The organism is Janibacter indicus, from assembly GCF_900176385.1.
Classification (GTDB): domain Bacteria; phylum Actinomycetota; class Actinomycetes; order Actinomycetales; family Dermatophilaceae; genus Janibacter; species Janibacter indicus.
This window is the reverse complement of sequence record NZ_FWXN01000001.1, coordinates 261,278-274,908: the sequence shown is the minus strand read 5'-3', so window position 1 is coordinate 274,908 and position 13,631 is coordinate 261,278. Positions and strand designations below refer to the sequence as shown.

Annotated in this window: 11 protein-coding genes and 1 pseudogene; 6 read left to right on the top strand and 6 right to left on the bottom strand. The window is 70.0% G+C overall.

Annotation, left to right across the window (positions count from 1 at the left end; all coding sequences use genetic code 11):
- Positions 1-219 precede the first annotated feature (219 nt).
- From B9B60_RS17730 to B9B60_RS01295, 4 genes and pseudogenes are all read left to right on the top strand, one after another.
- Positions 220-909 (top strand): annotated as a pseudogene (locus tag B9B60_RS17730) (DUF6421 family protein); the annotation flags it as partial.
- A gap of 129 nt (positions 910-1,038) precedes the next feature.
- Positions 1,039-2,439 (top strand): DUF6421 family protein, encoded by a 1,401-nt coding sequence (locus B9B60_RS17385; RefSeq protein WP_407656439.1) that lies wholly within the window; start codon positions 1,039-1,041, stop codon positions 2,437-2,439.
- Positions 2,436-3,512, top strand: coding sequence for a threonine aldolase family protein (locus B9B60_RS01300; RefSeq protein ID WP_084449499.1), 1,077 nt, complete (start codon positions 2,436-2,438; stop codon positions 3,510-3,512). Before B9B60_RS17385 ends, B9B60_RS01300 begins: the two co-directional genes overlap by 4 nt.
- 94 nt (positions 3,513-3,606) lie before the next feature.
- Entirely contained in the window at positions 3,607-4,509 is a 903-nt protein-coding gene (locus tag B9B60_RS01295) for a phosphatase PAP2 family protein (protein WP_084449498.1), read from the top strand.
- 118 nt (positions 4,510-4,627) lie between these two features.
- On the opposite strand, the gene B9B60_RS01290 is transcribed toward B9B60_RS01295, so the two are convergent.
- Genes B9B60_RS01290 through B9B60_RS01265 form a run of 6 tightly spaced genes read right to left on the bottom strand, consistent with a single transcriptional unit; the run spans position 4,628 to position 11,598 of the window.
- Positions 4,628-5,923 carry a saccharopine dehydrogenase family protein gene (locus B9B60_RS01290; protein WP_084449497.1) on the bottom strand — a complete coding sequence of 432 codons (1,296 nt, stop codon included), beginning with the start codon at positions 5,921-5,923 and terminating at the stop codon, positions 4,628-4,630.
- A gap of 14 nt (positions 5,924-5,937) precedes the next feature.
- Positions 5,938-6,753 carry an ABC transporter permease gene (locus B9B60_RS01285; protein WP_084449496.1) on the bottom strand — a complete coding sequence of 272 codons (816 nt, stop codon included), beginning with the start codon at positions 6,751-6,753 and terminating at the stop codon, positions 5,938-5,940.
- Position 6,754: 1 nt separating this feature from the next.
- The gene (locus B9B60_RS01280) at positions 6,755-7,666 is read right to left on the bottom strand and encodes an ABC transporter permease (protein WP_084449495.1); all 912 of its coding nucleotides are present in this window, start codon (positions 7,664-7,666) and stop codon (positions 6,755-6,757) included.
- Positions 7,663-8,838, bottom strand: a complete 1,176-nt coding sequence (locus B9B60_RS01275) for an ABC transporter ATP-binding protein (protein WP_084449494.1) — start codon at positions 8,836-8,838, stop codon at positions 7,663-7,665. The genes B9B60_RS01280 and B9B60_RS01275 overlap by 4 nt, the downstream gene beginning before the upstream one ends.
- The gene (locus B9B60_RS01270) at positions 8,838-10,094 is read right to left on the bottom strand and encodes a polyamine ABC transporter substrate-binding protein (protein WP_084449493.1); all 1,257 of its coding nucleotides are present in this window, start codon (positions 10,092-10,094) and stop codon (positions 8,838-8,840) included. Before B9B60_RS01270 ends, B9B60_RS01275 begins: the two co-directional genes overlap by 1 nt.
- 58 nt (positions 10,095-10,152) lie before the next feature.
- Entirely contained in the window at positions 10,153-11,598 is a 1,446-nt protein-coding gene (locus tag B9B60_RS01265; protein ID WP_084449492.1) for a gamma-aminobutyraldehyde dehydrogenase, read from the bottom strand.
- A 168-nt stretch (positions 11,599-11,766) separates the two neighbouring features.
- Here B9B60_RS01265 and B9B60_RS01260 point away from each other — a divergent pair, with 168 nt between their 5' ends.
- Both B9B60_RS01260 and B9B60_RS01255 read left to right on the top strand, forming a co-directional pair.
- Positions 11,767-12,225, top strand: a complete 459-nt coding sequence (locus tag B9B60_RS01260; RefSeq protein WP_185221842.1) for an Lrp/AsnC family transcriptional regulator — start codon at positions 11,767-11,769, stop codon at positions 12,223-12,225.
- Entirely contained in the window at positions 12,222-13,625 is a 1,404-nt protein-coding gene (locus B9B60_RS01255; protein ID WP_084449491.1) for an aspartate aminotransferase family protein, read from the top strand. The genes B9B60_RS01260 and B9B60_RS01255 overlap by 4 nt, the downstream gene beginning before the upstream one ends.
- Positions 13,626-13,631: the final 6 nt, after the last annotated feature.

The window sequence follows — 13,631 nt, the reverse complement described above, 5'->3', positions numbered from 1 at the left end:
CGTCGAACCCCCAACAGGCCCACACACCGGCAACACCCGCAGTCTCACCCACCACACCCCCACCACCCACCGACCCGCCGACCCCAACATGAACAATCGGCATCACTCACCCGCCACCCGCATGCAGGTTCACCCCACCCTGCGTCGGACTGGCGTAAATCCTCCGGTTTTGTCACGCTAGGAGCGTTGAACTTCCAGATTTCGCCGCCGGAGGCCGCAATGACTGTCACGACCCCCTTCGCCCGGGTGCTCCTCGACCAGGCGCACAGCAGCGCGTGGTCCATCGACCCCGAGCTCGCCGAGCGGATGAACCCCGCCAACCCCGGCGACGCGAGCCTCGCCCGCGCCGCCGCGGTCCTGCGCGAGCGCGGCACCGAGGTCCTGGCCCACACCGACGGTGAGCTGACCCCGGCGGCGCTGGCCGGCGCCGACGTCCTCGTCATCGCCCACCCCGCGGCCGCCTCCAGCGAGCGCGTCGCCGGCGACCTGCCGCCGGTCCTGACCCCCGCCGAGATCACCGCCGTCACCGACCACGTGGCGAAGGGGGGCGGTCTCGTCGTCCTCGGCGAGTGCGACCACGACGCCCACGGCAACAACCTCAACGAGCTGCTGGCTCCCTTCGGCCTGAAGATCGTCTCCACCCTCGTCCACGAGCGCGCCGACGGCGGCCGCCGCCACCAGGGCAACGCGACCTGGGTCCTCGGCGAGACGAGCACCGGCCCCGGGCAGGGCGTCATGGCCGGCATCGACGAGCTGTGCTTCTACCGCGCCGGGACCATCGACGTCTCCGACGCCCCGGGTGCGCGCGTCCTCGCCCGCACCTCCGCCACCGCCCACCCCGCGGCCCAGCCGCTCGCCGTCACCGTGCAGCACGGCGCCGGCCGCGTCGTCGTGCTCGCCGACTCCGACCTCGTCGGGGACGACTCGATCGGTGAGCTCGACCACGAGGAGTTCTGGGTGAATCTCGTGACGTGGGCGGGGAACGGGAGTGGCTTCGAGGCTCCGGCCGCGGGCGGCCTCCGCACCTCAGCCAGCGGAGTGGCGGGTCTCGAGGGTTCGGCCGCGGGCGGCCTCACCGCCTCGACCAACGTGGAAGGGAGCCCCGCATGGGTCGCGCTGAAGGCCGCCGTGGAGGAGCTGCGGCTCATGCAGACCAAGGACGGCTCGCTCGCCGAGGACGCCGACCGCGAGCGGGCGAGCGCGCTCGTGGCCGTCATGGCCGAGCGGATCGCCGAGATCGCGCCGCGCTTCCCGCACGACGCCGACTACCTGGCGGCGCTGCCCGTCGACCTGCAGCGGTGGGTCGACGGCGGCTTCGGGGTGCCCGACTTCCTCGACTCGCTCATGGCCTTCCGCCCCGACCAGCACCGCGTCGACGGCGCGCAGCACCTCGCCGTCTTCCCGATGTACACGCAAAACGGCAACCTCGACCGGGTCTTCGAGGCCGTGCTCTTCGACGTCATGTGGCCGCAGTGGCTCGCCGACGTCGAGGCGACCTACGACAACCCGATGTTTCTGCCGGTCCGCTTCATCGACTTCACCCCCGGCTACGACACCAACTCGGCCGTCCTCTTCCCCGAGACGGTCGCCGTGCGCGAGGTGCCGAAGTTCAGCTGGGGCGCGATCTTCTGCGACCGCGAGGCCGCCCGCTTCCGTCGCGTGACCTCCGCCTCCGCGGAGGTGCTCGGCCTCGACCTGCCGCCCGAGGGTGAGCGGCTCGTCGCCTCCCAGGAGGTCGCCCAGGCGACCTTCGCGATGTGGGACCTCATCCACGACCGCACGCACAGCCACGGGGACCTGCCCTTCGACCCCTTCATGATCAAGCAGCGCATGCCCTTTTGGATGTACGCCCTCGAGGAGCTGCGCTGCGACCTGGGCACCTTCCGGCAGAGCGTGACGCTCGCGGAGGCGGGGCACCCCTACGCCCGCGCCGTGCAGCTGGCGATCCTCTTCGACCGGCTCTTCCGCTTCCCCGTCACCGGTGACCGGGTGCGCAACTACGACGGCCTCGGCGGGCAGCTGCTCTTCGCGTGGCTGCACAAGCGCGGGGCGATGCGCTGGACCGACAACACGCTGACCTTCGACTGGGCGCAGGTCCCGGCGGCGGTGGTCGCCCTCTCCGACGAGGTCGAGACCCTCTACCGCGAGGGCATCGACCGCTCCCGCGTCGGGCACTGGATGGCCGCGCACCAGTTCATCGCGAGCTACGTCGCGCCGCACCCGGCGTCGGCCTGGGCGAAGGGGGCCGAGAACCTCCCCCTCGACGGCCCGCCCAAGGGTCTGACCGACCTCGTGCAGCCGGACGAGTTCCCGCTCAACGTCTTCTACGAGGCGCTGCGCAAGAAGCTCGCGCCGGTCATCGAGGCCACCCGCGGCATCACGGGCACCCTCGACCCCCGCGCGGCGGAGGCCGCCGCGGCTGAGAGGATCCCCGCGTGACCGACACGACCACCCAGGCCTCCCCCTTCGCCCCGATCCACGACCCGTCGAGCCGAGGCTTTGCCAGCGACAACTACGCCGGCGTGCACCCCGAGGTGCTCGCGGCGATCGTCGCGGCCAACGGCGGTCACCAGGTCGCCTACGGCGAGGACGTCTACACCGCGCGCCTGACCGAGGTGCTCTCCGAGGTCTTCGGCACGGCGGCGCAGGTCTACCCGGTCTTCAACGGCACGGGGGCCAACGTCCTTGCGCTGCAGGCGTGCACGCCGCGCTGGGGGTCGGTGCTCACGACGAGCAGCGCCCACATCCACGTCGACGAGGCCGCCGCGCCCGAGCGGGTCGGTGGGCTCAAGGTCAACGTCATCGACACGCCCGACGGCAAGCTGACGCCCGAGCTCATCCGCGCCTACCCGGCCCGGGTCGGCGACGAGCACTTCGCCCAGGTCGGCGTCGTCTCGATCACCAACTCCACCGAGGTCGGCACCGTCTACACGCCGGCCGAGATCCGGGCGATCGCCGACGTCGTCCACGAGATGGGGTGGGTGCTGCACCTCGACGGCTCGCGCCTGTCCAACGCCGCGGCAGCCCTGGGGGTCGAGCTGCGCGAGCTGACGACCGACGCCGGAGTCGACATCCTCTCCCTCGGCGGGACCAAGATCGGCGCGATGCTCGCCGAGGCGGTCGTCGTCCTCTCCCCCGACCGGGTGACCGGGGCGACCTTCCTGCGCAAGCAGTCGATGCAGCTGGCGAGCAAGATGCGCTTCGTCTCGGCGCAGCTGCTCGCGATCTTCGAGGGCGACCTGTGGCGGCGCAACGCCGAGCACGCCAACGCGATGGCCCGGCGCCTCGCCGACGGCGTCGCCGACATCGACGGGATCACCCTGCCCACCGAGGTCGAGGCCAATGCCGTCTTCCCGATCCTCGCCCGGGAGTCGAGCGAGCGGCTCATGGAGTCCTTCCGCTTCTACTTCTGGGACGAGACGACCGGACAGGTGCGCTGGATGTGCGCCTGGGACACGACCGAGAGCGACGTCGACGCCTTCGTCGAGGCGGTGCGCGCCGAGCTGTCCTGAGGGGCCGGACGTGGGTTCCGGGTGGACCTGTGCAATTGCTCACAGATGGCGTGTTCTTCAGGTTCCGTTCAGACTCGTCCACTATCCCTAGAGGGTGGCCCGACTCCCTCGACTGACCAGCGCACCGGTCCTCGCCGGTGCGCTCGTCGTGTTCACGCTGCTGGCAGCGGGCCCTCTCCAGCCCTATGACGAGCGCTTCCAGGGCTACTGGGCCAAGCGCTACACGCCCAACTGGTGGCAGTTCCTCGACTCGGTGCCCAATGCCGTCGCCGGCCAGGCGGTCTGCCTGCCGGTCCTGCTCGCCGTCGCCCTCGTGCTCGCCTGGCGCCACCGCACCTGGCACCCGCTGGCGATCGTCGCCGCGGCCGAGATCGGCTTCTACGTCGGCATCGGCGGGATGAAGGTCCTGCTCGGTCGCTCGGCACCCATCAACGGCACCGGCGGTGGCTTCTGGGACGGCGGTCCGATCGCCCACGGCTGGTACGGCATCGCCTACCCCTCCGGCCACGCCGCCGAGGCGGTCCTCATCTACGGCGCCGCGGCCTACCTGATCCTCACCTACGCCGGTCCCGACGCCCGCCTGCGCCGCCGCCTGACCTGGCTCGTCACGCTCATCGCGCTGCAGGCGATCGTGGTCGCCTTCTACCTCGGCTTCCACTGGCCCACCGACCTCATCGCCGGGCTGCTCGCCGGTGGGCTCGTGCTGCGCCTGATCGTCAACGGTGACCGTGCGCTCACCCGGCGGGGCCTCCCCTTCGGCTGGAGCTACGACCTGCCGGGCCGCCGTGGCCGCGACAGCGAGCCCGAGGTCGCGCCGGCGCCGACCCCGCGCCCCCAGCCGGTGCCCGTGCCCGCTGCGGTCTGGCTGCGCACCTCCCCCTTCGACCTGCCGCGGCCGTCGGTGCAGCACCTGCGCCCGCTCACCGCGCAGTGGTCGGTGCGCACTCCCGGCACGCCCACGCACCGGCGACCCGAGCGCGAGCTTCAGCTGCACTGATCCTGCGCCGCGACCCGCATGGTTGTGTGGTGAACCGGTAGGTCTGGAAGCCGGCAGGCGTTGGTGGGGGTTTGCCGGCTCCCCCGACTACCACTTCACGACACAACCATCGACGCGGTCACCCAGGGGACCGGTTGGGGGCGGCCGGGTCCCGCTCCTCGATCCCCCACGGCGAGCCGTAGCCCTGCGGGGCGGGAGCAGCGAGCAGCTCGAGGAAGGGCCTCGCATCGAAGGCCTCCGGCCCCTTTGCCCCCGCACCCGACCAGACGCCCGTCGCGAGCAGCTCGAGCGCGACGACGGGGTTGATCGCCGTCTGCCACACGACCGCCTGGGCGTCGTAGTCGCGCATCGAGACCTCGTTGTCGGCCACGTGGTAGAGGTAGACCGCCCGCGGCGCGCCGTCCTTGGTGCCCGTGACGAGCAGCCCGGCGCAGGTCTTGCCGGTCATCCGCGGGCCGATCGTCGCCGGGTCGGGCAGCACGGCCGCGACGACGTCGCGGGGGCTGACCTGCACCCCCTTGACGTCGACCGGGTCGGTCGAGTCGAGGCCGAGCTCGTGGAGCATCTTGAGCATGGAGATCATCTGCTCGCCCAGGCCGTACTTGAAGGTCGCGCGCCCGGCGTCGACCCATCGCGGCATGAGCAGGACCTCCTCGTGCTCGACGTGGACGCACTCGACGGGCCCGATCCCCTCGGGGAAGTCGAAGACCTCCGGCTCGGCGAAGGGAGGCAACGTCGCGAAGCCTGCCTCGACGTCACCGCCGGCCCGCTCGCGCTCCCACACCACCGGTGGGTTGAGGCACTCCTCGATGATCGTCCACATCGAAAAGCCTGGGGCGAAGACCTCGTTGCCGTCGTCGTCGTGGACGACGAGGTTGGCCCCGTCGCGGGTGCCGAGCTCGTCGATCTCGTCGAAGAGCTCGTCGGCCGCGTAGCGGGCGAAGACATCGGACAGTCCCGGCTCGACCCCGATGCCGAGCAGCGCGAGCCGGCCCGCCGCCTCCCACTCCCCCGACCGGGCCAGCTGCAGGTCACCGAGCTTGACCCCGGGCAGCTCGTGCGGTCGCTCCGGGTGCGGCGTGGACAGCGACATCGCCATGTCGAGGTAGTCGGCCCCGGCGGCGAGCGCCCCGTCGAAGATCGGCATGATGAAGCGCGGGTCGACGGCGTTGAAGACGTGCGTCGCACCGTGCTCGCGGGCCAGGGCCGTCACGGCCGCCGGGTCGGAGGCGTCGACCTGCGCCGCGACGAACGCTCCCTCCTTCCCCCTTCGTGCCGTCGCTGCGGCAACCGTCGCCTCGGCCCGCTCCAGCGAGTAGTCGGCCACCACCCACAGCTCGAAGAAGTCGCGCTCGGCGGCGATCTTGGCCGCCGCGTCACCGACCCCGCCGGCACCGATCATGAGCACACGCATGAGAGCCTCCCGACTCACTTCGAGGTCCGGCTGCTCGCCACGCGCTGGCCCACCACGACCAGCAGGACCGCGATGACGAAGAGCGAGAAGCCGATGACATTGGCCTGCGCCGGGATGCCGCGCAGGTAGCTGACGTAGACGAACTTCGGGAAGGTGCTCGTGTCACCCGAGACGAAGTTGGTGATGATGAAGTCGTCGAAGCTCAGGCTGAAGGCGAGCATCGCCGCGCCGACGATGCCCGGCAGCACGAGCGGCAGCGTCACCCGCCAGAAGGTGTCGCCGGGGCCCGCGTAGAGGTCCTGGGCGGCCTCCTCCATCCGCGGGTCGAGGCTCTGCAGCCGCGCCCGGACGGTGACGACGACGAAGCTCAGGCAGAACATGATGTGCGCGATGACGATCGTCCAGAAGCCCAGCCGCAGACCGACCTGCGAGAAGCCCTGCACGAAGATCGTCAGCAGGCTCGCGCCGAGGACGATCTCGGGCGTGGCCATCGGCACGAAGACCAGGACATTGCTCGCGGACTTACCACGGAAACGGTGCCGCACCATCGCGAAGGCGATCATCGTGCCGAGCACCGTCGCGACGAGGGTCGCGAGCAGCCCCACCTGCAGCGAGGTGGCCAGCGAGTCGCAGATGCCGGGGGCGCCGCACGGGTTCTGCCAGTGCTTGAGCGTCGGGCCGGCGTTGGAGTTCCACGTGATGTTGGACTTGCGGTAGTCGTTGAAGCTGAAGATGAAGGTGTAGAGGACCGGCAGGAAGAGGTAGAAGAGCACGAGGAGCGCGGCGATCATCGCGAAGCGGTCGCCGATCCAGCGGGTCACGGTGCGCATCTCAGACCAGCTCCTCGGTGCCGAAGCGCCGGACGTAGAAGAAGACGAGCACGAGGATCATCGCCATGAGCGTGAAGCTCAGCGCCGCAGCGGTGTCGTAGCCGCCCGGCACCTTGAAGAACTGGCTCTCGATGACGTTGCCGACCATCTTGGTACTTCGGTCGGAGCCGAGCAGCTCGGCGTTGACGTAGTCGCCGGAGGCAGGGATGAAGGTGAGCAGCGTGCCGGCGAGCACGCCCGGCATCGACATCGGCAGCGTCACCCGCGCGAAGGTCGTCAGGCCGCTCGCGTAGAGGTCGCCGCCGGCCTCGATGACCCGCGGGTCGGCGCGCTCGAGCGAGGCGTAGATCGGCAGCACCATGAAGGGCAGGAAGTTGTAGGTCAGGCCCGCGACGACCGCCACCCAGGTCTCGGTGATCCGCCCGCCGGGGAGCAGGTGCAGCGAGGTGAGCACGCTGGCGACGACGCCGTCGTCGGCGAGGATCTGCCGCCAGGCGATGGTCCGCAGGATGAAGGAGGTGAAGAAGGGCGCGATGACGCAGATGAGCATCACCGAGCGCCACCGACCCGCCTTGAAGGCCATCGCATAGGCGAGCGGGTAGGCCAGGACGAAGGCGAAGAAGGTCGCCAGGGCCCCGAAGAGCAGCGAGCGCAGCATGTGCGGCCAGAACTCCACGAGCGCGTCGACGTAGTTGGAGAAGTTGACGTCGCGGTAGTAGTAGCCGGGCGCCCCCGGGTAGTCGCTCTGCAGGCTGACGGTGAAGAGCTGCACGACGGGCACGACGAAGAAGACGACGAGCCACAGCACGCCCGGCAGGAGCAGCAGGTAGGCGATCCGGCGGGAGCGCCGGCCCTCGACGACGTCGGGATCGACTGCGGCCGACGGGGGTCCGCCCGCCGTCGAGGTGGTCACGATGCCTCCCCCGCGGTGGCGATGAAGGCCTTGCCCTCCGCCCCTTCGGGCACGTCGTCGGCGGCCACGACGAAGGCGTGGGCGGGGTTCCACGACAGCCAGACCTCGTCGCCCGGCCGGGTCGACTGCGGCTCGACGTCGAGATTTTGCTCGTAGACCGACCACTGGCCGCCCGAGGGCACCGTGACGAGGTACTGGGTGGCGACGCCGGTGAAGGAGACGTCGGTGACCGTCGCCCGCACGTCGCTCCCTGCCGACTCGGGCCGAAGGGGGTGCAGCCGCACCTTTTCGGGACGGACGCCGAAGAGCACCTGTCCCTCGGTCACCGCGGCCCGCGAGCGCGGCACCCGCACGGTCGTGCCCGCCGCGTCGGCGACGAGGTGGTCACCGTCGCTGCCGGTGACCGTCGCGGGCACGAGGTTGGACTGCCCGACGAAGCCGGCGACGAAGGCGGTGCCCGGCAGGTCGTAGAGCTCCTCGGGGGCACCCATCTGCTCGATGCGCCCCTTGTTCATCACCGCGACCGTGTCGGCCATCGTCATGGCCTCCTCCTGGTCGTGGGTGACGTGGATGAAGGTCAGGCCGACCTCGGTCTGGATCCGCTTGAGCTCGACCTGCATCTGGCGCCGCAGCTTCAGGTCGAGGGCACCGAGCGGCTCGTCGAGCAGCAGCACCTCCGGGCGGTTGACGATCGCCCGGGCGAGGGCCACGCGCTGCTGCTGGCCGCCGGAGAGCTGCGCGGGGCGACGCCCGGCCAGGTGGGCCATCTGGACCAGCTCGAGCGCCTCGTCGGCGAGGCGGACTGCGTCACCCTCGCCGCGGCGCTTCGGTCCGAAGGCGACGTTGTCGCGGATGCTCAGGTGCGGGAAGAGCGCATAGCTCTGGAAGACGGTGTTGACCGGGCGCTCGTAGGGACGCGAGCCGGTGAGGTCGGTGTCGCCGATGAGCACCCTTCCGGCAGAGGGCTGCTCGAGGCCGGCCACCATCCGCAGGGTCGTCGTCTTGCCGCAGCCCGAGGGGCCGAGCAGGGCGAAGAAGGAACCGCGCGGCACCCGCAGGTCGAGGTCGTCGACGGCGGTGAAGTCCCCGAAGGTCTTGGTCACCGATTCCAGGACGAGATCTCCCTTGGCCTCGCGGACACCACCGGCCGAGGATCGTGTGAACAGGCCCATCAGTTGCCCACCGCCTTCGCCCACAGCGCGCTGTAGTCCGCGTCCTCCTGGGAGGACAGTGCCCTGAAGCCGACGATGTCGTGGTCGGCGATGTAGTCCTCGCTCGGGAAGATGAAGGGCGACTCCGCGAGGTCGGGGTCGATCTTTTCCATCGCCGCCCGGGCGCCCTCGACGGGGCAGATGTAGTTGACCCACGCGGCGACCTCGGCGGCCACTTTGGGGTCGTAGTAGTAGTCCATGACCTGCTGGGCATTGCGCCGGTGGTGGCTCGTGATCGGCACCATGAGGTTGTCGCTCCAGAGCATCCCGCCGGACTCGGGGATGACGAACTCCCAGTCGTCGTCCTCGGTCTCGGCCCGCAGGACGAAGAGGTCACCGGACCAGACGATGCCGGCCACGGCATTGCCGCTCTTGAGGTCGTTGAGATAGCTGTTGCCCTTGACCCGGCGGATGTAGCCCTCGGTGAGGCGCTTGTCGATCTCACCGATCGCCGCCTCGAAGGCGGCCTGGTCGAAGTCACCGGAGGGGTCGACGCCCTGCGACTGCATGATCAGGCCGAGGGTGTCGCGGAACTCGCTGAGCACCGAGATGCGGCCCTTGAGGTCGTCGGCCCACAGGTCCTCGATCGCCTTGAGCTCCCGGCCGACCTTGCCCTTGTGGTAGCCGATGCCGGCGAAGCCGGACTGCCAGGTGAGGGAGAACTGCCGGCCGGGGTCGAAGGAGACGTCCTTGAGCGGGGCCAGGAGGTTGCTCGCATTGGGCATCTGGATCAGCTCGAGCGGCTGGCACAGCCCCTCGCGGATGATCCGGTTGGCCATCCAGTCGGTGAAGGTGAAGATGTCACGGTTGATGTCCTGCTTGGCCCGCAGCTGCGGCGCGATCTTGTTGAAGTAGGTGTCGTTGTCGTCGACGTCCTCGGTGTAGGAGACCTTGATGCCGGTCTGCTTCTCGAAGGCGGTGAGCGTCGGGTAGGTCTTGCCCGCGTCGTCCATGTCGAGATAGGCGGTCCAGTTGGCCCACCGCACCGTCTTCTCCCGCTCGGACCGGTCCTCGGGCAGGTCGAGCTCGGCGACGCCGCCGGCCGGCGGCTCGGGCGGGGCGCACCCTGCGAGGAGGGTGGCCCCGAGCCCGAGGGCGCCGGCCCCGAGCATCGTGCGTCGGCTCGGCTGGAAGGAGCCGCGCGAGCGGGCCGAGGCCTGCGCGGCCCGGATCAGCGCGGCGGTTCTGGGGTCGGCAGGTCGCCGGAGGCGGTCCATCTCGGACCTCGCTTCCGTGAGGAGGGACGAAGGGGGTGTGCCGCCGGCGAGGAGCCGGTCAGCTCTCGATGTTGGCCATGACGTGCTTGACCCGGGTGTAGTCCTCGAAGCCGTACATCGACAGGTCCTTGCCGTAGCCGGACTTCTTGAAGCCGCCGTGCGGCATCTCGGCGACGAGCGGGATGTGGGTGTTGATCCAGACGCAGCCGAAGTCGAGGCGCTTGCTCATGCGCATCGCGCGCCCGAAGTCCTTGGTCCACACCGACGACGCCAGGCCGTACTCGACACCGTTGGCCCAGGCGACGGCCTGGTCCTCGTCGGTGAATCGCTGGACGGTGATGACCGGTCCGAAGATCTCGTCCTGGATCGCCTCGTCGTCCTGCTGCAGGCCGGAGACGACGGTGGGCGCGTAGAAGAAGCCCTCGCCCATCGCGGTGAGTCGCTCGCCGCCCTGCGCGAGGTTGGCATGGTCGGGCAGCCGGTCGATGAAGCCGGCGACCTTGGCCAGCTGGTTGCTGTTGTTGACCGGGCCGAGGAGCGCGTCGGCGTCGTCGGGCATGCCGACCTTGGCGTTGTCGCGGGCGTACTCGGCCAGGGCGGCGACGAAGTCGTCGTGGATGCCGGGGGCGGCGAGCACGCGGGTCGCGGCGGTGCAGTCCTGGCCGGCGTTGAAGTAGCCGGCCGTGGCGATGCCCTCGACCGCGGCCTCGATGTCGGCGTCATCGAAGACGACGACCGGCGCCTTGCCGCCGAGCTCGAGGTGGGCCCGCTTGAGGTTGCGCGCCGCGGAGGCGGCGACCTCGACACCGGCACGCACCGAGCCGGTGATCGCGACGAGGCCGGGGGTGTCGTGCTCGACGACCATGCGGCCGGTGTCGCGGTCACCGGTGATGACGTTGAAGGTGCCGGCGGGAAGGAACTCGCTGGCGACCTCTGCCATGAGCAGGGTGGTCTCGGGCGTGGTGTCGCTCGGCTTGAGGACGATCGAGTTGCCGGCGGCCAGCGCGGGGCCGATCTTCCACGCGGCCATCATCATCGGGTAGTTCCACGGGGTCACCTGGCCGACGACGCCGATGGGCTCGCGGCGGATCCAGCTCGTGTGGCCCTTCATGTACTCGGCGGAGGCGCGGCCCTCGAGCACGCGGGCGGCACCGGCGAAGAAGCGCAGCTGGTCGCACATGACCGGCACCTCCTCGGTGGCGGTGAGGGCGTGCGGCTTGCCGGTGTTCTCCCCTTCGAGCCGGATGAGGTCGTCGGCGCGGGACTCGAGGGCATCGGCGAACTTGAGCAGCGCGCTCTGCCGCTCGCCCGGCGTCGCCTCGGACCACTCGGCGAAGCCGGCCTCGGCGCTGGCGTAGGCCGCGTCGACATCGGCCTGCGTGGAGACAGGAGCGTGGGCGACGACCTGCCCGGTCGCGGGGTTGACCAGATCGATGCTCGCATCGCCGGTGGCGTCGACGTACTCGCCACCGATGAAGTTGCGCAGGGTCCGGGGCTGGGTCACGACTGGGTCCTTCCGATCGGGAATGTGACCCAGACGATAGTGCGCCGTCGACGAAATCGACAGGCTTTGGCACTCAGATTTGTGAAAACATCAGCGATCGCCGGCGTTTCGTGCGGATTTCGTCGCGCTCGGCTTGCCATGCGACCGGGATCACGCCACGATGGCGCCATGACCACCCCTGCTCCGCTCGACGAGATGAGCAAGCAGATCATCGAGCACCTCCAGGAGGACGGCCGCCAGTCCTACGCGACGATCGGCCGGGCCGTCGGCCTCTCCGAGGCCGCGGTGCGCCAGCGGGTCGGCCGGCTCATCGACGGTGGTCTCATGCAGATCGTCGCGGTCACCGACCCGCTCCAGGTGGGCTTTCGCCGCCAGGCCATGATCGGCCTGACCGTCGACGGCGACATGGGGCCGGTCGGCGATGCTCTCGCCGAGATCCCCGAGGTCGACTACGTCGTGACCACCGCCGGGAGCTTCGACCTGCTCGTCGAGGTCGTCTGCGAGGACGACGCGCACCTGCTCAGCCTGCTCACCGAGCGCATCCGCACCCTGCCGGGCGTGCGCTCCACCGAGACCTTCGTCTATCTCAAGCTCAACAAGCAGCACTACAACTGGGGGACCAGATGACCACCGAACACGGCACCACCTCCCGTACTGCTCGAGGCACCGACCTGCAGCAGGCCGCCCGCGACCACCTGTGGATGCACTTCACCCGCCACTCCGTCTACGAGGAGGGTGGGCACGTCCCGACGATCGTCCGCGGCGAGGGGCACAAGATCTGGGACGACACCGGGCGCGAGTACATCGACGGCCTCGCCGGCCTCTTCGTCGTCCAGGTCGGCCACGGCCGCACCGAGCTCGCCGAGACCGCGCTCAAGCAGGCCGAAAAGCTGGCCTTCTTCCCCATCTGGTCCTACGCCCACCCGGCGGCGATCGAGCTCGCCGAGCGTCTCGCTGCGGGTGCCCCCGGCGACCTCAACCGGGTCTTCTTCACCACCGGCGGCGGCGAGGCCGTCGAGTCCGCGTGGAAGCTGGCCAAGCAGTACTTCAAGCTCACCGGCAAGCCGAAGAAGCACAAGGTCATCTCCCGCTCGATCGCCTACCACGGCACCCCCCACGGCGCCCTGTCGATCACCGGCCTGCCGCCGCTCAAGGAGGACTTCGAGCCGCTCGTGCCGGGTGCCCACAAGGTGTCCAACACCAACATCTACCGCGCCTCCGAGGACCTGCGCGACGACCCCAAGGCCTTCGGCCGCTGGGCCGCCGACCGCATCGCCGAGGCGATCGAGTTCGAGGGTCCCGACACCGTCGCCGCCGTCTTCCTCGAGCCGGTCCAGAATGCCGGTGGCTGCTTCCCGCCGCCCCCCGGCTACTTCGAGCGGGTGCGCGAGATCTGCGACGAGTACGACGTGCTGCTCGTCTCCGACGAGGTCATCTGCGCCTTCGGCCGGATCGGCTCGATGTTCGCCTGCGAGGACTTCGGCTACACGCCCGACATCATCACCTGCGCCAAGGGGATGACCTCCGGCTACTCCCCCATCGGCGCGATGATCGCGAGCGACCGGCTCTTCGAGCCGTACAAGAGCGGGACCAACAGCTTCGCCCACGGCTACACCTTCGGTGGTCACCCGGTGAGCGCGGCCGTCGCCCTGGCCAACCTCGACATCTTCGAGCGCGAGGGCCTCAACGCCCACGTGAAGGAAAATGCTCCGGCCTTCCGCCGCACCCTCGAGCGGCTGCTCGACCTGCCGATCGTCGGCGACGTGCGCGGCGAGGGCTACTTCTACGGGATCGAGCTGGTCAAGGACAAGGCGACCCGCGAGACCTTCAATGCCGCAGAGTCGGAGTCGATGCTGCGCGGCTACCTGTCCAAGGCGCTCTTCGACGCGGGCCTGTACTGCCGCGCCGACGACCGCGGCGACCCGGTCGTCCAGCTCGCTCCCCCGCTGACGATCGGCCAGGCCGAGTTCGACGACATCGAGCAGCGGCTGCGCACGGTCCTCACCGAGGCCCCCAACCATCTCTGACCCCGA

What these genes read in the sequence shown, in the direction of transcription:
- B9B60_RS01290 (WP_084449497.1), bottom strand. Translation starts at nt 5,923, where the DNA reads ATGCGTGTGCTCATGATCGGTGCCGGCGGGGTCGGTGACGCGGCGGCC.
- B9B60_RS01285 (WP_084449496.1), bottom strand. Translation starts at nt 6,753, where the DNA reads ATGCGCACCGTGACCCGCTGGATCGGCGACCGCTTCGCGATGATCGCC.
- B9B60_RS01275 (WP_084449494.1), bottom strand. Translation starts at nt 8,838, where the DNA reads ATGGGCCTGTTCACACGATCCTCGGCCGGTGGTGTCCGCGAGGCCAAG.
- B9B60_RS01270 (WP_084449493.1), bottom strand. Translation starts at nt 10,094, where the DNA reads ATGGACCGCCTCCGGCGACCTGCCGACCCCAGAACCGCCGCGCTGATC.
- B9B60_RS01260 (WP_185221842.1), top strand. Translation starts at nt 11,767, where the DNA reads ATGACCACCCCTGCTCCGCTCGACGAGATGAGCAAGCAGATCATCGAG.
- B9B60_RS01255 (WP_084449491.1), top strand. Translation starts at nt 12,222, where the DNA reads ATGACCACCGAACACGGCACCACCTCCCGTACTGCTCGAGGCACCGAC.